The sequence below is a fragment of the Staphylococcus sp. FSL W8-0774 genome (assembly GCF_038006785.1).
Taxonomy (GTDB): Bacteria; Bacillota; Bacilli; order Staphylococcales; family Staphylococcaceae; genus Staphylococcus; species Staphylococcus pasteuri.
This window is the reverse complement of record NZ_JBBOVW010000001.1, coordinates 348,376-373,496: the sequence shown is the minus strand read 5'-3', so window position 1 is coordinate 373,496 and position 25,121 is coordinate 348,376. Positions and strand designations below refer to the sequence as shown.

The window sequence follows — 25,121 nt, the reverse complement described above, 5'->3', positions numbered from 1 at the left end:
ATTAATAGATAATTGTGTTATAATATGCTTTGGCTCAAAATGATTATTCGAGGTGAGGAATTGAGCTTTTACGAATTTATGCAAAATTTTCTTGGTGATGACACACCATTAGGCGAATTGGTTGATTGGATTAATCAAGATAACAATTTTCCTAGACAAGTGAAGAGCCAAAGTGAAATATTGTCATATTTTCGAACTAATCCGTGTCCTGAAGACTTATCAATGACTATTGTTAAAAGAGCATTGTCAGTCTTCAACCAATTCACTAATGTATGATCTATGTTAATTGTTATTTAGCATTTATCTAACATAAGAATACATGGAAGTCTATCATCTCGAGGGGAGCGGGACAGAAATTTTTCGTAGTTCCACCCCACCAAAGATGACTAGAATTGAAAAAACTTTAAATAAGTACATTTCAATTCAGTCATCTACTGCCAATATATGCTTTTATTTAGAAATGTTAAATTTATTTATATACTTTTAATGCTGTCGACAAAGTTTCGTGCTTTGTTGATGGCTTTTTTATTTGTACTTATATACTTTCTATTCATAAGAGTAAAACATGAAACTTACATGAAAGTATAAAATATTATTACAAAAACCCCTATTTATATTTCAGTAACATTACAGTTCCTTGTATAATTCATTTCTAATATTGTATTCTACCTTTTTTACATCTATTATGAATACGGTTACTAAATAAAAAACGATTTTTGGGAGAAAAAATGAAACTTAAAAAATTACTATCTCGTGTCATAATCGCTACTGGAATCTTGTTAACAGGGACTATAACTTATCAAACAGCTGAACAGACACATGTGTCAGAAGCAGCTTCATATAAAAATTATTATAATAAAGGTCAATGCACTTGGTGGGCTTATCAAAGACGCGCACAATTAGGTAAACCTATATCTAATCGTTGGGGCAATGCGAAGAACTGGTATTCAAATGCAAGACGTTCAGGCTATGCTACTGGTCATACTCCTAGACGTTATGCGGTAATGCAATCTACTGCAGGTTACTACGGTCATGTTGCTGTTGTTGAGAAAATTTATAGCAATGGAAATATAAAAATATCAGAATATAACTATAATCGTCCATATAATTATGGAACGAGAATTATAGGAAAATCATCTGCTCGACATTATAATTACATCTATTAAATAAAAAACGACATGGCATATGCAACTTTAAATGCATACCATGTCGTTTTTTTAGTTTAAGAATTTTGACGTAATTGTTCTAAAATTTCTTTTGCTTTTGCTGAATTGGCTTGTTCTTCTTGTTTAAGTGCATCAGCAACTTGTGCAATTTCATCGCCTTTAGCACCTACGATAATTGCTAATGATTTATATTGTAAGCTCATATGACCTTGTTGAATTCCTTCAGACACTAATGCGCGACACGCAGAAAAGTTTTGTGCTAATCCAACCGCTGCAACAACATGACCTAGCTCTTGTGCAGTTTTGACATTTAGTAAATCAAGTGAAGCTTTAGCAATTGGTAATACTTTTGTACCACCACCAACAATAGCTAAAGTCATCGGCACTTCTATTGTTCCTATTAATCGTTGGCGATCTGAATCATACTCCCACGTTGCTATACCACGATATTGACCATCACGGCTAGCGTATGCATGCGCACTCGCTTCTGCACCACGCGTATCGTTACCAGTTGCTAAAACAACTGCATGAATACCATTCATAACACCTTTATTGTGTGTAGCAGCTCTGTGTATATCTACTTGTGCTAATACAGACGCACGTTCCATTCTTTGTGCTACTTCCGCACCTTCTCTACCACCTTTAGTTAAATCGTTAACGTCTATTTCTCCTTGTACTTTGACAACAGATGCAGTGGCATGATTAGATAATATGCTCATTAATACGTCTTTATCTGGAAATTCATTTTTTAAATGTGCTGTAATGGCCTCTAATATTGTATTTAACATGTTAGCACCCATCGCATCTTTTGTATCTACAAATACTTTCAATGATAACAGTTGCTGTTCTGGAAATGTATCTATGTCAATCTTTTGATAACCTCCACCTCTTGCTTTAATAGATGGATAGGCTTCATCTGCAATTTGGTGTATTTGTTCTTCTTTATTTTGAATCGCCTGTGCCAAAGCTTCAGTATCTTCAACACCATCAAATACAATTTGTCCGATCATTAAACGTTGGCTTGATACTGTTTTAAATCCGCCAGTTTGATTTACTAGCTTTGCACCATAACTCGCAGCAGCAACTACTGATGGTTCTTCCACCATCATTGGCACAACGTAAGGTTGTTCATCAACGATAATTTCAGGTAATAATCCAACGGGCAATGTACCTTGGCCAATCACATTTTCAATTAAACTATTAGCAATATCTTCATCTATTAGTGGATGATTTAACAAAATGTCATGATTTTCGCTAGATAACCAACCATATTCTTCTAATTGTTTTAATTTATCTTCTCTCGATAAATGACGAAATCCTTTATCCAAATTTTGCATATTTTTTCTCCTTTTTTCACTATGAATTATCACTTTTAATTCTATATATTCAAATAAAACAAAACTTATTACCATTATAAAACAATTAAAGTTTTCTTTGTAAAAGTTACTTGTTTTATATTCTAAAAATCTCTGTATTTATAACAATATCATTTGCTATTTTTTAAATTTATATATTAATAACAGGCGATTTAACGCAATTATTAAAACGCTTACATAACTGTTATACATTCATATCAAAATCTGTTATATTCATTGTATATCATTAAATTATTTTGGTATGATACTAATGCTACTTTTAAAACTGAAAGGATGTAACCCTTATGAACATAGGTATAGATAAAATAAACTTTTATGTACCAAAATTTTATGTAGACATGGCTAAGCTTGCTGAAGCACGCCAAGTTGACCCAAATAAATTTTTAATTGGAATTGGCCAAACTAAAATGGCCGTAAGTCCTGTAAACCAAGATATCGTATCTATGGCCGCTAATGCCGCTAAAGATATTATAACAGACGAAGATAAAAAGAAAATCGGTATGGTTATTGTAGCGACTGAATCTGCAATTGACTCTGCAAAGGCTGCAGCTGTTCAAGTCCACAATTTACTAGGCATTCAACCTTTTGCACGTTGTTTTGAAATGAAAGAAGCGTGTTATGCTGCTACACCTGCAATTCAATTAGCTAAAGATTATCTAGCAAATCGTCCAGAAGAAAAAGTATTAGTTATCGCAAGTGATACTGCACGTTACGGTTTACAATCTGGTGGTGAGCCTACTCAAGGTGCCGGTGCCGTAGCAATGATGATTTCTCATAATCCTAGCCTCTTACAATTAAATGATGATGCTGTAGCATATACTGAAGATGTCTATGATTTTTGGAGACCGTCTGGCCATGCATATCCACTTGTTGATGGTGCATTATCAAAAGATGCATATATCCGTTCATTCCAACATAGCTGGGATGAATATTCAAAACGTGAAAATAAATCGTTAGCTGATTTCGAATCACTATGTTTCCATGTTCCATTTACAAAAATGGGTAAAAAAGCTTTAGAATCAATTATCGATGAAGCAGATGAAACAACACAAGAACGTTTAAGAACAGGTTATGAAGATGCCGTTTATTATAACCGTTATGTAGGTAATATTTACACAGGTTCTTTATATTTAAGTCTTATATCATTATTAGAAAATCATGACCTTTCTAGCGGACAAACAATCGGATTATTTAGTTATGGTTCAGGTTCTGTTGGTGAGTTCTTTAGTGCTACTGTCGTTGATGGTTTCCAAAATCAATTAGATACTAAAGGTCATCAATCTGCTCTAGAAAAACGACAAGAAGTTTCAGTAGAAGAATATGAAAACTTCTTCAATCGCTTTGATAATTTAGAATTTGACGCACAACAAGATGCAGTAGACAATGATCAATCTATCTTCTATTTAGAAGCTATTAATGACAATATTCGTGAATACCACGTTCCAAAATAATAAACTATAAACCATACTGGAATACAAATTCCAAAATAATAGCACTAAGATGATTAGGAAGAAAATCATCTTAGTGCTATCTTTATATTCAATGCTCAAAAATTACGTATTTTTATGGTTTAGTACTATGTTTTGGTACAAATAAAGGACTCATGTCTACTTTTTCAGTTTCTAATAATTTTACTTTGTTTTTGATTGTTCCACCATATCCTGTAAGACTTCCATTTTTAGCGACAACTCTATGACATGGAATAATAATAGATATTGGATTACTCCCAACTGCGCCACCAACTGCCTGAGCTGACATTTTGTCTTTATTCATTCGTGTTGCTACTTTTTGAGCTATATCTCCGTAAGTTGTTAATTCCCCGTATTCAATTTTTTCGAGTTCTTGCCATACAAATTGTTGAAACTCAGTACCCTGAGGTTTAGTAGGAATATTTAAGTTTGGAACATCCCCTTTAAAATAAGCATCAAGCCATTCTTTAGTTAATTGAAATACTTTTATATCATCTTTTTCAACTCGACCATCTTCTAATTGTTGGTTTTGATAAAGTACATGTGTAAGATATTCGCCATCGCTAACAAGTTCTAATAACCCGACTGGTGAATCATAATAAGTTTTATATTCCATTAGACTCATTCCTTTCTTTATAGTAACTCATGCGTTTTATTAATTATTATAAGGGTATTTGATGTTATGAATTTAAAGGAGGTTTACCCATGTTTACCCACCACAACAATAAAAACAGTGTCGACTTACATTTAAACACTAATAATCAAAAATATGATCTAGCTACACAAGATCATGCTAATCAAATCACCAATTTTTATAAAGCAATATATCAAATTAATGATATTATTTTGGGATTAGTATTTTTGGTAGGAAGCTTTTTCTTTTTTAGTGATGCAACTATGACTTTGGGTACGATATTATTTGTAATTGGTAGTATTCAAATGACAGCAAGACCTGTTATTTCATTTATACATGATATGAAATTATCTAGATATTATCATAAACGATATATTGAAGAAAAAAATAATTCACATACTTAAAGTAATTTAAAAGTAAAATGACAGCGCCTAAATTCATAAGACGCTGTCATTGTTTAATTAAGCAAAGTTATAAAGTTTAATTTCCTTTTCTTTAGCATATTCTAAAGCAAGAATTTCTAAAATATTAATAAAAGCGGGTTCCCCTTTAACTTTAATATATTGGAATGTTAAACCATAATTTTCAGCAGTCATTTCTTTTAGTTCAGAAGTATCTGCATTTTTATTTTTAGCAAGTTCTTTTCTGAATTTAGTTGTACCACTATCAGATTTAGAATTATATTGAGCTAATTTTGTATTTAAATCTTTTTGAATTGGTTTATAACCTGTCGCATAACCACCTGTTTGACCAACAAATATAGGTTTCTTACTATCGAAAATGACATAAACTCCATATTGATCTTCAACTTTTTCTCTATCTTCTTTTGTAAATGACAAAGATTCTTTCTTATCGTATTTAAAAAGCTTTTTTAATTTCTTTTCATTATCTTCTAATAATTGATTTAGTTTCTTACTACCCTTCATGATTAAATCCTCCCAATAGCCTTATATTTAAAAGTTCTTATTGAGTATATATCACTATTTAAATGTTTTAATCATTTTTCTGTAAAATTAATATTTCATCAATCTTTTCTTAATATTTATAAAATTAATTTTGCACTTGAATTCATAAAAAAACGTTGCATAAATCTGAGATAGACTTACACAACGTCTTTGACTATTACTTTATTTTGTATTAGAACATTTCAGATACAACTTTTTGTTCTAAGAAGTTTAATAAGTAGTCTGGGCTACCTGTTTTAGCGTCAGTACCTGACATTTTGAATCCACCAAATGGATGATATCCAACAACTGCTGCTGTACATCCACGATTTAAGTATAAGTTACCTACATCGTATTCATTTACAGCTTTAATCCAGTGTTCACGATTATTAGTAATTACTGCACCAGTTAAACCATAGTCAGTATCATTAGCAACATCAATCGCTTCATCAAAATCTTTTACTTTAACAAATCCAACAACTGGGCCGAAGATTTCTTCTTGCATAATTCGGTCTGAAGATTTCAAGCCAGAGAAAATAGTTGGCTCAATGAAATATCCAGTAGAATCATCAGTGCCTCCACCTTGTTCTAATTTACCTTCTTCTTTACCAATTTCGATATAATTTTTGATTTTATCAAATTGTTTTTGATTAATTACTGGTCCTACAAATGTATTGCCTGTTGTGTCTCCTAAAGATAATTCTTTAGTTAATTTAACAGCTTTTTCTAATACCTCATCATAAACATTTTGATGCACAATTGCTCTTGAACATGCAGAACATTTTTGACCTGCAAATCCAAATGCTGATGTTACAATTGATTCTGCTGCTAAATCTGTATCAACATTTTCATCGACAACGATAGCATCTTTACCGCCCATTTCAGCGATAACGCGTTTTAAGAATGTTTGTCCTTCTTGAACGACTGCACTTCTTTCATAAATACGTGTACCTGTTACTCTTGAACCAGTAAATGTGACAAAGTGTGTGTCTTTATGATCTACTAAGTAGTCACCAATTTCTTTAGGATCTCCTGGTACAAAGTTAACTACACCTTTTGGTAAACCTGCTTCTTCTAGGATTTCTATTAATTTATAAGCAGTTAACGGCGTATCTTCTGCTGGTTTTAATAAAACAGTATTACCTGCTACAACTGGTGCTAATGTTGTTCCAGCCATAATTGCAAATGGGAAGTTCCAAGGTGGAATTGTAACACCTGTTCCTATAGATTTATAGAAGTATTTGTTATGTTCTCCTTCTCTATCTAAAACCGGTTTACCATCAGCTAAATCCATCATTGAACGTGCATAGTATTCAATAAAATCAATACCCTCAGCCGCATCGCCTACTGCTTCATCCCATGGTTTACCCGCTTCATAAACCATAACAGCAGAAATTTCTTCTTTGCGACGACGAATAATTGCAGCAACACGTAACATTAATTCAGCACGATCTTTATGAGACCATTTTTTCCATGTCTGGTATGCTTCGTTAGCAGATTGAAATGCTTTTTCAACATCTTCTTTTGTTGCTTTTGAAACTTTAGCAATAGTTTGAGAAGTATTAGCTGGATTTATAGATTCAAATTGATCTTTTTTATCTATCTTTTCTCCATTAATGACTAATGGAATACTTTGACCTAATTGACCTTCTACTGCTTTTAAAGTCTCTTTAAATTTATCTACATTCGTTTGAACAGAAAAATCAATTCCTGGTTCATTTTTAAAATCTACTACCATTATTGCGTACCCCCTATGAAATATTTAAATGAGTTGTTGAACCCTTTGTTTAATTACATACAGGTCTAGATAAGTGCGCTATTTTACTCATGTTACTGTCACGCTAATGCAACTTTATCTCAACCTTTCTTTCATTCTACTATGTATCATTGTAATTTTGCAATCGCTTTCATTTAAAAATCTTAATATTTCAAAAATTAACTAAAATATTAAAGAAACGAAAATTAGTCTCAACTTATAAAGGCTTATATTTTACTTTTTATAAAAAACAAGTCCATAAGAAATCATATTCAGGAATAACCTAAATTAATCTTATGGACTATATCTCATTTATTTATTCATTGTCTATTTGACGTATCACTTTACAAGGGTTACCTACTGCTAAACTATTTGGTGGTATATCTTTAGACACTACACTACCCGCACCTATTACACTGCCTTCACCTATAGTAACTCCAGGTAAAACTGCTACATTACCCCCAAACCATGTATTACTTCCTACTATAATTTCTTCAGCTAATTCTAAACCTTTATTTCTGTCTTTAAACTTTAATGGATGTGTTGCTGTATAGAATCCACAATTGGGACCAACAAATACATTATCTCCAAAAGTGATACCTCCGCCATCCATTAGATAGCAATTAGTATTTAAAAATACATTTTTTCCAAAGGTAATATTCCAACCATAATCTGTATCAAAAGGAATCGCTATACTTATATTTTCAAGTTTTGCATTAAATAAAGTCGATAATATCTCATGTCTTTTTGTTTCATTACTAGGTCTCGTATGATTATATTCAAAACATAAGTCTTTAGCTTTCTTTCTATCTTCAATTAATTCATTATCAAAATTAGCATCATACCACTGATGAGCTAACATTTTTTCCTTTTCAGTCATTAATCTTTTCACCCTAACAATTACTCTTTTCTATATTAACTCCTATGTTGTCATGTAGTCTCCACCGTTAACATGAATTACTTGTCCAGTAATATAAGAACTATCAGCAGATGTAGCTAAAAATACATAGGAAGGTGCTAGCTCTGCTGGTTGACCTCTACGTCCCATAGGAGTGCCACCGCCTTGATTTTCAACTTTATCTTCATCAAATGTAGAAGGAATTAAAGGTGTATAAATCGGTCCAGGTGCAACTGCATTTACACGAATATTTTTCTCCATAAGTGTTGTAGCTAATGAACGCGTAAATGATACAATGGCGCCTTTTGTTGCTGAATAATCAATCAAGTGTCCTGAACCTCTATAAGCTGTCACACTTGTTGTATTAATAATCGTATCTCCATCATTTAAATATGGTACGGCAGCTTGTGATAAAAACATCATGCCGAAAATATTAGTTTGGAATGTTTCTTTAACTTGTTCTGGCGTAATTTCTTCAAAATGGTCTCTTGGAAATTGTACGCCACCATTATTAACTAATATATTAAGTCCTCCGAAATCCTCTACAACATCTTTGATAAGTTGTTGTGATTGCTTTTCGTCTTTTAAATCATGCGCATATGCTTTAGCCTCGACACCTAGTTCTTTTAATCGATTAACGGTATCTTCTGCATCTTGATGTTCATTATAATATCCGATAGCTACATTAGCACTTTCTTTAGCAAATAGAATTGCTACAGAGCGTCCAATACCAGAATCTCCGCCAGTAATAAGTGCTACTTTTCCTTTTAATTTTCCAGCTGCTTTATATTCGTCTAATTCAGCAATTGGTTTAGGATTCATGTCAGCTTCAATGCCTGGTTGTTGTGGTTGCGTATATCCTTTAATTTGTTGATGAAATTCTAATAAGTTCATAGTTTTGCCCCTTTCCTAATCTTTATTCACCTTCCCTATAAACTTACATATAAAACTACTTATACACCTTTATAGGGCTATTCTTTAAGAATCATACTGAAGTACGAGTTCACATCAATACTATAGCCTCATGTTTTTTATCAACATATTTTTTATAATAGACTCTACCAACACATTAAAGGAGCCAATATCATGAAACGTATTTTAAAATCAGCAATCGCAGTTCTTATACTTTTAGGCGTGGTCAAAACTTTCCAAACTCATGACGTTATTAATGAAGCCGATCGTTATTATCAACAAGCAAAAGATGGTCAAATCTTAGAAAATATTTCTAATTATGACATCAATCAAGTTAAAGATATTGATCTTAAACAATTTTCCCCTTCAGACTTTTTCTAACTCGTTAACCAAAAATCCATTCTATTTATAAGAGCTACAATTCCAGCATATTAGCTGTTAATATAGATGATAAAATCCCACACAAATGTTTCTTAAAATATTTGTGTGGGATTTTTTTATTATCTAGTCTTACTTTCTTCTTTTGGCAAACAATGTGTTTGACTTATATACCTGTAGGGGGTACACTAATGATGAGAAGAAACGGAGGCTTTCACATGGATAATAACAAAAAAACAACTATAGATATAACAGGAATGACATGTGCTGCGTGTTCAAATAGAATAGAAAAGAAACTCAATAAACTTGATGATGTTACTGCTCAAGTTAACATTACAACTGAGCAAGCAACAATTGATGATCATCAAGGACAATATAATACTGAGGATTACGTTAACGAAATTCAACATTTAGGCTATGATGTCGTTAAAGAAAGTGTAGAATTAACGATTTCTGGCATGACATGTGCAGCATGTTCTAATCGTATTGAAAAAGTACTTAATAAAATTGATGGTGTTATCAATGCCAACGTCAATTTAACTACCGAACAAGCTACTGTTGAATATTATCGTGGAGTAGTTAATAGCGATGATTTCATTTCTAAAATACAAAATTTAGGCTATGATGCAAAAGTAAAAGAAGGACAAAATCAATATTCTAATAAAGATAAACGACTTAAAAAGCAACTTACTAAATTAGTCATAGCTGCTATATTATCAATACCATTACTAGCAACGATGTTAGTTCATTTGTTTCATATGCCATTACCTTCAATATTTATGAATCCATGGTTCCAATTCATATTAGCCACACCGGTACAATTCATTATAGGTTGGCAATTCTATAAAGGCGCCTATAAAAATCTTAAAAATGGTTCCGCAAATATGGATGTATTAGTGGCATTAGGCACGAGTGCTGCCTATTTCTATAGTATCTATGAAATGTTTAAATGGCTCAATCACACAACTCAAATGCCTCATCTTTATTTTGAAACGAGTGCAGTGTTAATTACTTTAATTTTATTTGGTAAATATTTAGAAACGAAAGCTAAAACACAAACTACTAATGCATTAGGTGAACTATTAAGCCTTCAAGCTAAAGAAGCACGTGTTATTAAAGACAATAAAGAAATGATGATACCTGTAAAAGATGTTCAAGTAAATGATAATATTTTAATTAAACCAGGTGAAAAGATTCCAGTTGATGGCGTTATTCTAAAAGGTACAACGTCAATAGATGAATCTATGCTTACAGGTGAATCTATACCTGTAGATAAACAAATCAACGATAAAGTTATTGGCGCGACAATTAATCAAAATGGCGCCATTGTTATTCAAGCTACTCAAGTAGGTAATGATACCGCACTAGCTAATATCATTAAAGTCGTTGAACAAGCTCAAGGATCTAAAGCACCTATCCAACGTTTAGCAGATCAAATTTCTGGATATTTTGTACCTACTGTTATAGGTATTGCTTTACTCACATTTATTATTTGGATTACGTTAGTTCATTTTGGACAATTTGAACCAGCACTTGTAGCCGCTATTTCAGTATTAGTTATCGCTTGTCCATGTTCATTAGGATTGGCAACTCCAACATCTATTATGGTAGGTACTGGTCGTGCTGCTGAAAAAGGCATCCTATTTAAAGGTGGTCAATACGTTGAACAAGCACAAAATATTGATACTATCGTATTAGATAAAACAGGTACTATTACAAATGGTAAGCCTGTTGTAACTGATTTTGAGGGTGATAACGAAACGTTACAATTACTTGCAAGTGCAGAATATGCTTCTGAACACCCTCTTGCAAAAGCAATTGTTGATTATGCTCAAACAAATAATATCAACTTAATAAATACAGATACATTTAATGCACTGCCTGGTCATGGAATAGAAGCATCTGTTAGTCAAAAACAAGTTCTAGTAGGTAATCGCCAGTTAATGACATCAAATAATGTTGAACTCTCAAATCATATTGAATCTAAAATGACAGATTGGGAGAACAATGGTAAAACTGCCATGCTTATCGCTATTAACGGCGTTTATCAAGGTCTGATAGCAGTAGCAGATACTATTAAAGACAATGCAATTGAATCAATTCGTCGATTACACGATATGAATATTAATGTTGTTATGCTAACAGGTGACAATGATAATACTGCTCAAGCTATTGCAAAACAAGTGGGTATTGATCGTGTTATAGCGAATGTACTTCCTGACGAAAAATCTGCGCATATAACACACTTACAAAAGGAAGGTAAACAAGTTGCCATGGTTGGAGATGGCGTTAATGATGCTCCTGCACTTGTAACAGCTGATATTGGTATAGCGATGGGTACTGGAACTGAAGTTGCGATTGAAGCCGCCGACATAACTATATTAGGTGGTGATTTATCCTTACTACCTAAAACATTAAGTATTAGTCAATTAACAATGCGCAACATACGACAAAATTTAATTTGGGCATTCGGCTATAATATAGCCGGTATTCCTATTGCAGCATTAGGCTTACTCGCCCCTTGGATTGCAGGGGCTGCTATGGCACTTAGTTCTGTCAGTGTAGTCACAAATGCACTAAGATTAAAACGTATTATAAAATAATTTCAACACTAATTGGTATGCATTTACTTTCAAGTCATGCAACTTAGTTATAAAATGAAATTAAGTCATTAAATTATAGAGGTGAATAAAAATGGGACAAAAAGTTATAAATGTAGAAGGTATGAGTTGCGATCATTGCAAAAATGCAGTTGAATCTGCTTTAGCAAGAATCAATGGTGTTTCTGCAGCAGAAGTTAATTTAGACAAAGGTCAAGTACGTGTCGATTATGATGAAGATAAAGTACAATTATCAGACATGAAAGATGCTATTGAAGATCAAGGCTACGACGTTAAATAATTCAAATAAAGCATTGAGTATAGATAAAGCACTAAGATGATTTATTTTTAATCACCTTAGTGCTTTTATTTTGGGGTTTATGTCTCAATCCCCCCATTTTTAATTTACTCGTAAGTGTGTTGTTCCAGTTTGTAGTACTTCTAATGTTGCATCTAATGCATCAACGATTAAATTTTTTACTGCAGCATCTGTATAAAATGCAATATGCGGCGTAATAATGATATCTTCTCTATCAATTAATTGTTGCAATAATTGATCATTAAACTGTTGTTCACGTTGATCACTAGGGAATAATCCACGTTCAAATTCATACGTATCTAAAGCAGCTCCTTTGATTTGTCCACTATCTATACTAGATAATAATGCATTGGTATCTACTAATGAGCCTCTAGCACAGTTTACAAATACAGCTCCTTTTTTAAAATGAGAAAATGTGTGTTTATCAAATAAATGGTGGTTGTATTTTGTAGCAGGCACATGCAATGTTACTATATCTGCGCCTTCTATTGCTTCTTGTAATGTAGGTTGATACGTTACATATTTTTCATTTTGTTCATTTGGATATGGATCATATGCTACAACTTCACAACCATATCCTTGTGCGAAAATCTTAGCAGCAATACTGCCTATTCTACCTGTTCCAATAACTGCTACTTTTAATTCACTTATTGATTTTGACAATATTGAAGGTTCCCATCTAAAATCATGAACGTTCATTTTATTTTGGATTGCGTTAAAGTTTCTTACTACATTAATTGCTTGCGTCACTGCAAATTCAGCAATTGAACTAGGTGAATATGACGGTACATTGGAAACAATGATGTCATATTTTGATGCCAATTCTAAATCATACGTATCGAATCCCGCACTTCTTTGAGCGATTTGCTTAATACCAAATGATTTTAACTTCACAAATACTTCTTCAGAGATAGGTATTTGTTGTGAAAGTGATAGTCCATCAAATCCTTCTACTTCATCTATATTATCGTCTGTTAAAGGATGACGTGATAGTTCATATTCAACGTTATTCTTCTTAGCCCAATCTTCAACATAGACAATATCCTCATCACGTACACTCATTATTTTTATTTTAGTCATACTAACATCCCCTACACATTATTTTTCATATAAATTGGTTAATGTTGATAATCGTTTTGCTGCTGTTTCAAGTTGTTCTTCAGATAATGCTAATGAAAGTCTGACATAATACTTTCCATTGTCACCAAATGGTATACCAGGTGCGACTAAAATTGATTGTTCTTTTAATAACATCTGTTCAAACGCTTCACTATCGTATTGAGGTGGGGTCTTCAACCAGCAATAAATGCCTCCTGTTGAATGAACAAATGGTATTCCCGCTTCCTCTAATTTATTCTCAAAGATATCTCGTCTTCGTTTAAATGTGGCATTTTGTTCTTCTAAAAAGTCATCATAATAATTTAATGCATAAGTAGCTGCATCTTGTAACGCCCCAAACATACCAGCATTTGTATGTGTTTGATATTTTTTCAAAGCTTGAATCATGTCACGATTACCTACTGCGAAACCTACTCTAAATCCTGACATGTTGTATCCTTTAGATAATGAGAAGATTTCTACTGCTACATCCTTTCCATTTTCTGAAGATAAAATACTTGGATTTTTAGCATCAAAACCAAATGCGCTGTATGCAAAATCATGAATGATTTTGGTATCAGTATGTTTAAATTTTTGTATTGCTTCATCAAACACTGATTTCGTAGCAGTTGAACCTGTAGGATTATTAGGATAGGTTAAATAAACTAACTTTGCTTTTTCTAATATTTCCGCATCCACTGCATCCCAATTTGGTAAATAATACGGCGGTTCTAAATTTAATGGAACTGGGTTAGCGTCAGCTAGCATCACACCTGCCAAATAATCCGTATATCCTGGATCTGGTAATAAGACGTTGTCACCTGGATTTGCTAGACATGTTGGTAATGCAACTAACCCATTTTTTGTACCATATAGTATACATACTTCTTCATCTTTATCTAATTCGACCCCGTAGTGTCTTAGATAAAAATCTACAATAGCTTGTTTAAAAGTATCTTTACCGTGAAAGGCACCATATTTTTGATTTTCAGGTATTTTTAATGCTTCAGCAAAGTGGTTAATAATACCTTGTGGTGTTTCTCCATCTGGAATACCAACAGCCATGTTGATTAATGGTAATGGTCCATGTTCAATTTTACGTCCCATCGTTTTTCCAAAATAACTCTCAGGGATAGCCGCTAATCGATTCGACATTTTCAACTTAAAACGCCCCCTTTATACATTATTCAACTATTTTTATAATCATCTATTAGTACATTCATTTTATCAACCGTTAAAATATTGTCAATATTCTAAATTTTTAGATGATTTAATCAAAAAAAGCTAACAGAGTTATTACACTCCGCTAACTTTTAATTTAAATCTGATTATCTATATCTTTAAGTATTTCATCAACTGTAATTTTAGCACTAGTTAATACGATAGGTACGCCTGCTCCCGGATGGGTACTTGCACCTGCAAAGTATAAATCTTGATAGTCTTTAGAAACATTAGGTGGTCTAAAGTAATTACTCTGTGATAATGTCGGCATTAAACCGAATGCAGTACCGAATTTAGCATTAAATTTACTTTCAAAATCTTCTGGAGTAAAAATCGTTTCTGATATGACGTGTTCCTTAATACATTCTAATGTAGGAATCGTTTCCAGTTTACGATAAATAATATCTTTAACTTCATTTATAAAATTTTCGTTATCCCACTCTAATTGTCCTGTTTTAAGTTCTGGCGTTGGCATAAGAACGTATAGCCCTGTTTGACCTTCTGGTGCTAATGATTGATCTCCTATTTTTGGTACATATAAATATAATGAAGGATCTTTTGATATATCACCGCCAAAAATCTCTTCAATATTTTGTCTGAAATGATTTGAAAATATGACATTATGCAATAACACATCTTCTGTAATATCTTTATCTATTCCAATATACATTAGAAAAGCAGAGCAAGAGTAATCCAATTTGTCTATCTTTTGAGGTGGATATTTTTTAATAGGTGCATGTTTAGGCATTAATTCTTGTGCTGCATAAGGAAAGTCAGCTGTACATAATACTTTGTCAAAACGCTGGACCAAACCATTTACTTTGACACCATCTGCTGTCTTATATTTAGGATCTATAATAATTTCTTCAATATCTGCATTACATTGAATATCGACACCTAAATCTTCGTTTAACTTTTGTAATCCTTTAACCATGCCGTACATTCCACCTTTAATGAAATGAACACCAAACATCATTTCAATCATCGGTATGATAGAGTATAATGATGGACCTCGTTTAGGATCTATTCCTATATATAACATTTGAAAGGCTAGTAATTTTTGAATTTTTTCATTATCTACATATTGACCAATTAGGTTGTCAGCATGATTCAATGTTTTTAATTTATATCCTTGAATCAATGATGTCATATTATAAAAGTCAGATGGTTTTCTGTATGTACGTTCTAAAAAGTATTTTCTCGCAACCTCATATCGTTTATAAATATCAGTTAAGAATTTCATAAATCCGTGTGTTGTTCCTGGTTCAATCTGTTCTAACGTTTCATGTAATTCAGCTAAATCAGTAGGTACACGTACTTTGTCATCTTTATCAAAGTAGACGTCATAAATGTATCGTAATTGTTCCATTTCAACGTAATCTTCAAAACGCTGTCCGCAATCCTCAAACACTGCTTTGTATACTTCAGGCACCATTACAATAGTGGGACCCATATCAAAGGTAAAACCATCTTTCGTAAATTGATTCATTCGTCCACCAATTTTATTATTCTTTTCAAATAGTGTGACTTGATGTCCTTTTGCGGCTAGTCGAGCTGCCGAGGCTAATCCAGTTACACCTGCACCTATTACAGCGATATTCAATTCGCATTCATCCTATTCTTGATATTTATTTTTAATCTGTCTATATATTTTTAATTTTTTAATTCTAGAAACATAAACTCGACGATGTAATGAATAATCGTGCTGTCGTGCTTCATCAATAATCCCTTTATAAATGAGTGCTGCTAATTCTATAATTGGTCTTGCTTCAGGTTTATATACTTCCAAATGATCTAAAGTATATTGATAATCTTTTTCTGCAATTTGAGCGTAATGTTCCCATAATTGAATATAATTTTGTGTAGGTTGATTATGGAAGACATGTTTTATATCTACATCAAATTGATGAATCATTGATTGACTAAAGTAAATTCTACCTTTTTCAAAATCTTCACCAACATCACGTAAAATATTAGTTAATTGTAAAGCTTCTCCTAATTGTCTCGATACTTCATAAGTTTCTTCATCGGGATGTTCAGTCAAAATAGGTGTCAATATTTCACCTACTGTGCCAGCTACACCATAACAATAGTCCATCAAATCTTTATCTTCTTTAAACATTTCAAAATCTTCATCTTCTGATACAGCATGAATAAGATTATATAGTGATTGATATTCCATTTTGTATTGTTTTGACGCATCTAAAAAAGCTAACATAATACGCTCATCACTTTTGAATTGATCAATTGACTGAACTTCTTGTGCCTCAATTAATTGAATATCTTCTTTAATAGCTTGTAACTTTTCAGGGTCTTGTTCTTCATCGATACTATCATCTATAATCCGGCATACTGCATATACTGCCCATATCGCACGCCTCTCATGTTCAGGTAATAAATCAAACGCATAAGAAAAACTTTTAGAATACTTTTTCATAATTTGATGGCAATATTTATAACTTTCATTAATTGTTGTCATTATTTGACCTCCTGTTGCTTTAATACTTTTCACTTTAATGAATGTCAAAGTGTCTACCTTTCCATTCAACCTTTTTCAAAATATATGTATGCCACAATGATTTCCCAAAAATACTACAGAAAAATAAAAATAGTAATGGATGTAAACATAACAATATCCTAGAAAAATTACCAACACGTCGATGCAATTGAATAAACTGAATTGTATAGATAAAGTATAGTGTTAACATTTTAAATTTTGAAATAGGTTTATAAATACAACTAAATATTATTCCTAAACTAGTCATTATAGAACCAAATAGCCAAATCATTATAGCAAACATTATGCGTGACTCTGTCTGATTAGCACCTACAGATAAATGCTTGGTCCAACCTTTAACTAATGCATTCAACCCCTCTTCGTACATTCTAAAATGAATGTTGCCTTTTCCTTCATAAAGTGTGACAGGTAAATTGAGTTGTTGATAAGCTTGGCCAAGTGCAAAGCCTTCAATAATACTGTGTTCTGCATTCAGATGCCCATTAGTAGCTAAATAGTCATCTATGTTAGTTAACAATATTGGCCCAAATGCTATATTATTGTCCTTCTGTTTCTTTAAAGATGAGAAGTGATTCATACCTACTACAGTCATTAAATTAAAAATTGCTGATAAATTTTCATAGGTGTTACGTGTTTTATGATAAGGTTGAACACTTAGTAACCCTTTATCGTCTTGATGATGATAAGTATGAATAAGTTTCTCAATGACTTCGTTATTTTCAAATACTACATCTGCATCCACAAACATTACTAATTTACTATTACAATACTTCATTCCTTCATAACATACACGTGATTTACCACGCCATTTATCTTCAATGGAATATTGAACTTGATGAACCTCAACTTGATATGCTTTTGCAACGTTGACTGTGTCATCTGTAGAACCATCATCCATGACAATCACTTTAAAATTTCCAGTTTGCGTTAATAAGGATTCCAGTAATTGTGGTAATCTATGAGCTTCGTTTCTAGCAGGAATAATAATAGTTATGATTGGATTACTCCCATTTATTTCTTTCAAATCATGGCTATTATTTGTTTTCTGATGGTTCAATCTATTTCTATGATTATATATAAAATGACCACACACTATTGATAACGTTGTAAAAACAGTAATAATATATTGAATCATTCTCACTATTTTTCTCCTTTAGTTCCTTCGCGCAGATTAATCATATCTGCTACTTGTTGTCCGCTTAAAGTAACCATAGGCATACCGCCTCCTGGGTTGACGGAACCACCAACAAAGTACAAGTTATTAAAATATTGGCTACATTTAGGGAATTTGAAACCTTTATTTTTCTTTTTATCTGCTACAACACCATATATTGCTCCTCTATTAGAACGGTAATGTTTCTCAATATCTTCAGGTAACCAATAATCTTCATATATAATATGCTGTCTTAAATCAGTTAGTCCCATACGTTCTAATTTATCTAATACGATGTTTCTAAATATTTGATACTCTTCTTTTTTAAAAGGTTTATCTTGAATATATGGGATATGTGGTAAAACTTTTATATTTTCATAACCATTAGGTGCTTGAGTTGAGTCAGTTTTATTCGTATTTACTAAATAAATAGTTGGGTCTTGAGGTAATATTTTTTGATCAAATACTTCTTCATAATTTCTTTTTGAATTACTGGAAAAGAAAAAATTATGATGTCGTAGCTGAGGATAAGATTTACTGACACCCAAATGCATTACAAATCCAGAACTAGCCGGTTCGTATACGCCTTCTAATTTATCAATACGTTTTTGGTTAAAATGTAATAATTCTCGATATGTAGGAATAACTTCCATATTAGAGATAATATAGTCAGCTTCAAAAAATCTACCATCTGCTAATCTAACTCCTACTACGTCGTCATGATAGGTTTTTATATTTTTAACAGTTACACTAGTGTGAATTTGAACCCCTTCTTCTATAGCAAGTTGTTCCAATGCTTGAGCGAGTCGATGTATACCGCCCTGAACATACCATAGACCTTGTTCTTGTTGCATATTAAATAGCATTGATAATACTGCTGGTGCATGATAAGAAGATGAACCTACATATTTGATAAAGTAACCTAACATATCTCTTAATTTAGGATTACTAACACGTTGATTTATTGCTTGTTGCATAGTAGAAAAATAATCAAACTCTTTTAAAGAACGTAAAGGCCCATGATATTTTATAATATCTTTTAATTTGTCTAACCCTTTATTAAAATAGCCTTTTTCTGTAATTCGCTGTATACGTCGTGTATACTCTAAATAATTTTGTAACTCTTCTTTATCAGTCAAAGATAGTTGGTCATTATTTGAAAATGTTTGTTCTATTCCTTCATATAAATCTATATATGTACCATCTGTAAAGAAACTTCGCCATTGTAATGGTAATCTTTCAATTGTTACATAATCTTTCATATGTTTATTACTATATTCGAATAAACGTTCAAAAATTTGAGGCATAGTTAATATAGAAGGTCCTAAATCAAAACCAAACCCTTTCGTTTCAAGGCGATTGACTTTACCTCCTATATGTTCATTTTGTTCGAATAATGATACTTCATAGCCACTTTGTGCCATTCTAATTGCAGCAGATATACCACCTAATCCACCACCAATAACAACCACTTTAGTATTTTCAGTCATGTATTTAACCTCTTTTATAAATTAAACGAATTAACTTTTCTAATCTTGGACGATTATATCTTTGTACTAAGATCACAGGAATATGACTAAATAATACATAGATTAAATTGATTATTTGTATGTATCTAGAAGATTTCACAAATATAATAACTGGTATTATAGACAACCAATGAATCAATTCTGCTCTTTTCATTTCAATATCAAGTTGTTTTAATGTTTCAATATTTAAATCTTCTATTGAATTCTTATTATATATATGAGAATTTAATTTACTTCCTTCAGGTATCAAGTACTTCCATTGGTTTACTTTTAAAATTCTATTCCAAAATTTACCATTATTTTCCCAAGAGTATATACGAAATATATGCCCATTTTTTTCAAAAAATGAATTAGGTATTTTAGTTCCAAAGTGTGCTAATGTCATTTGAATCGAAAACCAATACAAACTATGTAAAACAGTTAATTTCAAGGTCTTTTTAATAATTTTCAAACACATCACAACACCTTCACTATTTTATCACCTATTAACATACGTTTTAGAACATGTTCCCTCATTATCATTATTTAAACTCTAAACACCAAATGAATTAAAATTTTTAATTAAACTTTGTAAAAAATTAATAAGCTAAATAAAAAAAGAGGATGACATAGTCATCCTCTCAATCATTTATAACTCGAAGTTCTTTCCAGTTATAAACTGAATCCTACCACCATCCGTGGCTTTGACGGAAAGCAATTGCACTGCTTAATGAACCGTAACGGCTATTAGCATAGTTAAGCATACCTTTAGTTTGGCTAGCTACTGATCCTGAACCCCAAGATTCTTTAGTTTGACCTAAACCTCTGTATCCAGCTGGGTTAACTGCGTTAGGGTTACCACCTGATTCAGGCATAACGATAGCGTTCCATGCAGCTTCAGTACCACCATTAGCTAAGAATTGAGCTTTAGTTGATCCACCAGTTGAAGCACTTGAAGTTGAAGCACTTGAAGTTGATGGTGCTGAGTATGAAGTTGTTTTAGTGCTGTAGTTATGGCTTGAACTACTGTTTGAAGAAGTAGTTGGAGCTGAAACAGCTTTTACGTTAGTGTTGCTTGATTGTTGGTTAGAGCTTACTGATTGAGTACTAGCTTCTTGGTTATAAGAAGTTGTGTAGTCAGCTGATTGAGCTGCAGTATTTGATGTTTGAGCTGATGCTTGAGTTGTTGAAGCGTTTGAACCAACTTCTTGGTAGTTCCAAGAGAAGTTTGTACCGTCTGAAGTGAAGTTATATTCGAATCCACCACTTACAAAGTGAATGTCGTAAGCGCCAGCTTGAACTGGTTGAGCGTTTAATTGTTCTGGGTGGTTATGAGCTAAGTCGATTAAATGTGCTTGATCTACGTTAGTAGTTTCTGAAGCGTGTGCTTCGTGACCTGATACTGCGTAACCTGCTGCTCCTAAAGTTAATGCTAATGTTGATGCGATAAATGTCTTCTTCATAATTGAAAAATCCTCCAAAAAGTTTTTTGTTTTTATATGTTTTCTTGTATTAAATTCGTTGTGCAATATTGAAAATGTTTTTGTTTAACTTTCGACGGTATTCACTATACCATAAAAATCGGCTTTGTATATTACACGTTCCTTACAAAAAATTACAAACTAAACCTCGTTTTGTAACTTTGAAATATAAATGTCGTCCTTGTAATATAAAGACTTAAACTTTTTAGTTTAAAATTTCATCACAAACCCTTATATTACATTAGATTTTTAAGAGTTTTGCTCAACTTTTACATTTGCCGTAATATTACAGATTGCATTTTAGTTACATAACTGTAATAGTTCTAAAAATTTAAAATGGTTAGTTTTAACATAAAAATAGATGAAATATCCAAACTTTATCATTAATTTGAATCATTTCATCTAAACACAAACTATATTTATTTTGTAATCCGAATTAGTTTAATAGTCTTTAACGCCCCATAATACTTTTTCACATTGTCTAATAATATATTTCAATACTTCAACTCTTGCAGTCTTCTTATGATCAGCAGGCACAATGAACCAAGGTGCGTAATTAGTATCAGTATATTTAATCATGTCATGACTTGCTTCTAAATATAAATCCCATTTATCACGATTACGCCAATCTTCATCCGTTATTTTCCATTGTTTATTTGGATCTTGCTCTCTATCCTTAAATCGCTTAAGTTGTTCATCTTTATCTAAACACAAGAAAAATTTTAAAAGAATCGCACCTTCATCTGTCCACATTTTTTCAAATTCATTAATTTCATGATAAGCTCGTTTCCATTCTTCTTTATCGGCAAACCCCTCTACTCTTTCTACCAACACTCTGCCGTACCAACTGCGATCGAATATTTCAAGGTGACCTGTTTTAGGCATTTCTTTAGCAAAGCGCCATAAGTAATGATGAGCTAATTCAACATCGGTTGGTGCACTGATACCATTTACTTCATAACCTGTAGGATCTAACTTTTCTCGAATTCGCTTAATATTACCACCTTTACCAGCTGCATCCATTCCTTCGAAAGTTAAAATAAGTGGAATCTTTCTTTCATATAATGCAAATTGAATTTCTCTCATACGTTTTTGTAAAGGTTCAATCATTTCTTTATATTCTTTTTTAGAAATTTTCTCGAATTTAACATCAAACATATTAGTCGAAAAATCTTTGCTAAATGCACCATCTTTATTAGCTTTCTGTCGTTTTGATTTCTTAATCGCGTTTTCTAATCTTTCTATTATATGTTTGTACATTTTTTCAAATGCGACTTCACGTTGTGTATAATCAATGACTTCCCATTGGTTATCTTTATGTGTGAACTTTCTCATTTCTGCTAAATACGTTTCATTAGGGATGACCTGTTCATATTCTTGAACTTTCCATTTCATTAATGGATTGTCTTTAGTTTGTTGAATATGTTCTTGTCGTTTTTCTTCGCTCACTTCAATATAAAACTTAATTAATTCATAATTGTCATTTTGTAGCATTGTTTCAAAACTTTTGATTTGATTAACTAGTTTCTCACTTTTTTTATAATATGCTTGTTTAATACCGTTTTCTTTATAATCTAAGAAATGAGAATACCAACTTCTAAAATATATGTTAATGTGTCCTTTTTGAGGTAATGTGTTCCAATATTTTTGTAAAAATTGATATCTTAAATCTTCATATTGTGGTGACTTAGTAGAGATGAATTGTGTGTATTTTGCATCAAAAGTCAGTAATAGTTCGTTAGATAAACGTGTCTTCCCTGACGCCGGCATACCTTCAAATAAAATCATAATTGGAATGCCTAATTCATGAGTTTGGCGAGTCAGACTTGCTGCTTTCAATTTTAATTCTTCTATTTTTTTATTCATAATACCCACCCTTTGGTTAAAAATGAAATTTTATAAAGTATAGCATAATAAAAACAGGTCCTTTACTATTAAATGAAAGAAACCTGTTTTTTACTTATTATGCTAAAAATTTAAATATTTCATTACTATAAATTTTAAATACCTTTCTAAATAGAATATCTAAAATCCATGCTATAAAAAAGGGAACGATAAAGAAGGCAACAACGATAAGTAATAAACTCAACCAAGCAGAATCAACACCCATAAATTTAAATGCATTAATAGGTCCTACCATCCCTATAAATCCAAATCCTGCTGATTCTTTTGTACCTGCTATACCTACAATTCCTGAAGTAATCCCTGAAACTGCGGCTGTAATTAATATTGGTAGCATAATAATCGGATAACGCACCATGTTAGGCATCATCATTTTCACACCGCCAAAGAAAATAGACATTGGCACACCCGCTCGATTGACTTGGCTAGTTCCAATTAGTAATACCGCTTCTGTAGCTGCTATACCAATAGATGCGGAACCAGCCGCTATACCCGAAATACCAATCGCTATGGCAATCGCTACTGTTGATAGCGGCGATATGATAATGAAACTAAATACCATTGAAATTAACATACTCATTAATACAGGCTGTAATTCTGTAAAACTGTTTACCATATTTCCTATCCCCGTTGTAATCAAATGTACATAAGGTAGAATCAATACACCTATTGTTGCGGCAATGCCTCCGACAACTGTTGGATATACAATTAAAGCCATACTACCTACACGGTGCTCTATTAACAAAATCAACAATACCGCAATAGATGCAGTAATCATTGTATTAATCAAATCTCCTATTCCAGCAATCACCCATGTACCATTCTTAAATTGGGCAGCACCACTTCCAACATAAGAAGCACTTGCTACTACTGCCATAGCTAATGGTGTCAAATTAAATTTTAAAGCGATTAACGCTCCTACTAGTGCTGGTACTGTAAATTGAATTGCTTGAACAACACCTAGTAACGTTTTAAAAATAGGATGATATTGCATCAAATATTTAAATATTTCTCCCAATATCGCATTAGGCACTAAACCTGCTACAATACCTACTGCTACCCCAGATAGCACTCTAAATATAAAATCTTTTGGTCTTATTTTACTCAATGTTGTCATTTCTAGCGCCTCCAATAATCTATTACAATAAAAAAAGACAAATAGCCTTAATTGAACTAACTATACACATGATGAAATCTAAGGTGTGTTGGTATTCGTTGATGCAATCATTTGTTGTGTAAAGTTGGGCCAATTAAGACTATAACTAGTATTATACCATATTTTTTGGAATTTTCAGATAATTATTTTAAATTTTCATCATTTTTTAACATCTTTATGCCATTATGATTGTTATGCTAAAGATACAAATAAAAGAGGAGATGTATACGATGACTGTTAAATGTCAACGCATCTATGATAAACAAATTGCTAAAGGTAAGCGTGTGTTAGTTGATCGTGTTTGGCCAAGAGGTATTTCTAAAGAAGATGCACAATTAGACGAATGGTTAAAAAAAGTAGCCCCTACTACTGAATTAAGAAAATGGTTTAATCATGAACCTAAATTATATGCTGCGTTTTCAGAAAAGTATGCTAAAGAATTACGTGAAAATAGCGAACAACAAGAAGCTTTTGAATATCTTAAAGACTTTGTGGCATCAAGTAAGGAAGATGTTATTTTATTATATGCCGCAAAGGATACTCAATATAATCACGCTAAAGTATTAATGAAACTTCTAAAAAATAACTAAATCAATAAAAAGCATTTAATGAGTTTACCTTTCATTAACTCA

General features: G+C 32.2%; 24 protein-coding genes. 8 read left to right on the top strand and 16 right to left on the bottom strand.

Annotated elements, in window-relative coordinates; genetic code table 11:
• Positions 1-60 precede the first annotated feature (60 nt).
• Both NSQ15_RS01655 and NSQ15_RS01650 read left to right on the top strand, forming a co-directional pair.
• Complete coding sequence (locus NSQ15_RS01655) at positions 61-276, top strand: sterile alpha motif-like domain-containing protein (protein WP_002450133.1); 216 nt, start codon at positions 61-63, stop codon at positions 274-276.
• A 452-nt stretch (positions 277-728) separates the two neighbouring features.
• A complete protein-coding gene (locus tag NSQ15_RS01650; protein ID WP_070453153.1) occupies positions 729-1,166 on the top strand; it encodes a CHAP domain-containing protein in 438 nt (145 codons plus the stop codon).
• A 56-nt stretch (positions 1,167-1,222) separates the two neighbouring features.
• On the opposite strand, the gene NSQ15_RS01645 is transcribed toward NSQ15_RS01650, so the two are convergent.
• Entirely contained in the window at positions 1,223-2,578 is a 1,356-nt protein-coding gene (locus tag NSQ15_RS01645; protein WP_256219682.1) for a hydroxymethylglutaryl-CoA reductase, degradative, read from the bottom strand.
• A gap of 248 nt (positions 2,579-2,826) precedes the next feature.
• Here NSQ15_RS01645 and NSQ15_RS01640 point away from each other — a divergent pair, with 248 nt between their 5' ends.
• Complete coding sequence (locus NSQ15_RS01640) at positions 2,827-3,993, top strand: hydroxymethylglutaryl-CoA synthase (RefSeq protein ID WP_029055990.1); 1,167 nt, start codon at positions 2,827-2,829, stop codon at positions 3,991-3,993.
• Positions 3,994-4,105: 112 nt separating this feature from the next.
• Here the strand turns inward: NSQ15_RS01640 and NSQ15_RS01635 are convergent, their stop codons facing one another.
• Positions 4,106-4,627 (bottom strand): methylated-DNA--[protein]-cysteine S-methyltransferase, encoded by a 522-nt coding sequence (locus NSQ15_RS01635; RefSeq protein WP_017636577.1) that lies wholly within the window; start codon positions 4,625-4,627, stop codon positions 4,106-4,108.
• Between the two features lie 89 nt (positions 4,628-4,716).
• Between NSQ15_RS01635 and NSQ15_RS01630 the strand changes: the two genes are divergently transcribed.
• Positions 4,717-5,049, top strand: coding sequence for a YrhK family protein (locus tag NSQ15_RS01630; protein WP_046466995.1), 333 nt, complete (start codon positions 4,717-4,719; stop codon positions 5,047-5,049).
• Positions 5,050-5,106: 57 nt separating this feature from the next.
• On the opposite strand, the gene NSQ15_RS01625 is transcribed toward NSQ15_RS01630, so the two are convergent.
• The 4 genes from NSQ15_RS01625 to NSQ15_RS01610 all read right to left on the bottom strand — a co-directional run bounded on the left by NSQ15_RS01625 (position 5,107) and on the right by NSQ15_RS01610 (position 9,137).
• The gene (locus NSQ15_RS01625; RefSeq protein ID WP_154835387.1) at positions 5,107-5,571 is read right to left on the bottom strand and encodes a hypothetical protein; all 465 of its coding nucleotides are present in this window, start codon (positions 5,569-5,571) and stop codon (positions 5,107-5,109) included.
• Positions 5,572-5,782: 211 nt separating this feature from the next.
• On the bottom strand, positions 5,783-7,327 hold the full coding sequence (gene pruA / locus NSQ15_RS01620) for an L-glutamate gamma-semialdehyde dehydrogenase (protein WP_154874032.1): 1,545 nt from the start codon (positions 7,325-7,327) through the stop codon (positions 5,783-5,785).
• A 334-nt stretch (positions 7,328-7,661) separates the two neighbouring features.
• Entirely contained in the window at positions 7,662-8,225 is a 564-nt protein-coding gene (locus NSQ15_RS01615; protein ID WP_017636581.1) for a sugar O-acetyltransferase, read from the bottom strand.
• Between the two features lie 42 nt (positions 8,226-8,267).
• Positions 8,268-9,137 carry an SDR family oxidoreductase gene (locus tag NSQ15_RS01610; protein WP_154874030.1) on the bottom strand — a complete coding sequence of 290 codons (870 nt, stop codon included), beginning with the start codon at positions 9,135-9,137 and terminating at the stop codon, positions 8,268-8,270.
• 192 nt (positions 9,138-9,329) lie between these two features.
• On the opposite strand from NSQ15_RS01610, the gene NSQ15_RS01605 reads away from it, so the two are divergent.
• The 3 genes from NSQ15_RS01605 (at position 9,330) to copZ (ending at position 12,434) form a co-directional block, all read left to right on the top strand.
• Complete coding sequence (locus NSQ15_RS01605; protein WP_029055986.1) at positions 9,330-9,536, top strand: hypothetical protein; 207 nt, start codon at positions 9,330-9,332, stop codon at positions 9,534-9,536.
• Between the two features lie 215 nt (positions 9,537-9,751).
• A complete protein-coding gene (locus tag NSQ15_RS01600; protein ID WP_340746887.1) occupies positions 9,752-12,136 on the top strand; it encodes a heavy metal translocating P-type ATPase in 2,385 nt (794 codons plus the stop codon).
• A gap of 91 nt (positions 12,137-12,227) precedes the next feature.
• Positions 12,228-12,434 (top strand): copper chaperone CopZ, encoded by a 207-nt coding sequence (copZ, locus tag NSQ15_RS01595; RefSeq protein ID WP_029055984.1) that lies wholly within the window; start codon positions 12,228-12,230, stop codon positions 12,432-12,434.
• A 99-nt stretch (positions 12,435-12,533) separates the two neighbouring features.
• On the opposite strand, the gene NSQ15_RS01590 is transcribed toward copZ, so the two are convergent.
• The 10 genes from NSQ15_RS01590 to NSQ15_RS01545 form a co-directional block, all read right to left on the bottom strand.
• Complete coding sequence (locus tag NSQ15_RS01590; RefSeq protein WP_154874028.1) at positions 12,534-13,532, bottom strand: D-lactate dehydrogenase; 999 nt, start codon at positions 13,530-13,532, stop codon at positions 12,534-12,536.
• Between the two features lie 18 nt (positions 13,533-13,550).
• Positions 13,551-14,705 carry an aminotransferase class I/II-fold pyridoxal phosphate-dependent enzyme gene (locus tag NSQ15_RS01585; protein WP_217194141.1) on the bottom strand — a complete coding sequence of 385 codons (1,155 nt, stop codon included), beginning with the start codon at positions 14,703-14,705 and terminating at the stop codon, positions 13,551-13,553.
• A 163-nt stretch (positions 14,706-14,868) separates the two neighbouring features.
• Positions 14,869-16,374, bottom strand: a complete 1,506-nt coding sequence (locus tag NSQ15_RS01580) for a phytoene desaturase family protein (protein WP_154835398.1) — start codon at positions 16,372-16,374, stop codon at positions 14,869-14,871.
• Positions 16,375-16,386: 12 nt separating this feature from the next.
• Positions 16,387-17,250, bottom strand: a complete 864-nt coding sequence (locus NSQ15_RS01575; RefSeq protein ID WP_154835400.1) for a phytoene/squalene synthase family protein — start codon at positions 17,248-17,250, stop codon at positions 16,387-16,389.
• Positions 17,251-17,284: 34 nt separating this feature from the next.
• Positions 17,285-18,430 (bottom strand): glycosyltransferase family 2 protein, encoded by a 1,146-nt coding sequence (locus tag NSQ15_RS01570; protein WP_108000301.1) that lies wholly within the window; start codon positions 18,428-18,430, stop codon positions 17,285-17,287.
• Positions 18,430-19,932, bottom strand: a complete 1,503-nt coding sequence (locus NSQ15_RS01565; protein ID WP_154835404.1) for a phytoene desaturase family protein — start codon at positions 19,930-19,932, stop codon at positions 18,430-18,432. The genes NSQ15_RS01570 and NSQ15_RS01565 overlap by 1 nt, the downstream gene beginning before the upstream one ends.
• A 4-nt stretch (positions 19,933-19,936) precedes the next feature.
• Positions 19,937-20,422: a glycosyl-4,4'-diaponeurosporenoate acyltransferase CrtO family protein gene (locus NSQ15_RS01560; protein ID WP_017636592.1), complete on the bottom strand. Its 486-nt coding sequence runs from the start codon at positions 20,420-20,422 to the stop codon at positions 19,937-19,939.
• A 214-nt stretch (positions 20,423-20,636) separates the two neighbouring features.
• Complete coding sequence (locus tag NSQ15_RS01555) at positions 20,637-21,413, bottom strand: lytic transglycosylase domain-containing protein (RefSeq protein ID WP_154835408.1); 777 nt, start codon at positions 21,411-21,413, stop codon at positions 20,637-20,639.
• A gap of 459 nt (positions 21,414-21,872) precedes the next feature.
• Positions 21,873-23,297 (bottom strand): phosphate--AMP phosphotransferase, encoded by a 1,425-nt coding sequence (locus NSQ15_RS01550; RefSeq protein WP_154835410.1) that lies wholly within the window; start codon positions 23,295-23,297, stop codon positions 21,873-21,875.
• 97 nt (positions 23,298-23,394) lie between these two features.
• Complete coding sequence (locus NSQ15_RS01545) at positions 23,395-24,450, bottom strand: PTS transporter subunit IIC (protein WP_046466984.1); 1,056 nt, start codon at positions 24,448-24,450, stop codon at positions 23,395-23,397.
• Between the two features lie 269 nt (positions 24,451-24,719).
• Between NSQ15_RS01545 and NSQ15_RS01540 the strand changes: the two genes are divergently transcribed.
• Positions 24,720-25,079 carry a DUF488 domain-containing protein gene (locus NSQ15_RS01540; protein WP_017636596.1) on the top strand — a complete coding sequence of 120 codons (360 nt, stop codon included), beginning with the start codon at positions 24,720-24,722 and terminating at the stop codon, positions 25,077-25,079.
• Positions 25,080-25,121: the final 42 nt, after the last annotated feature.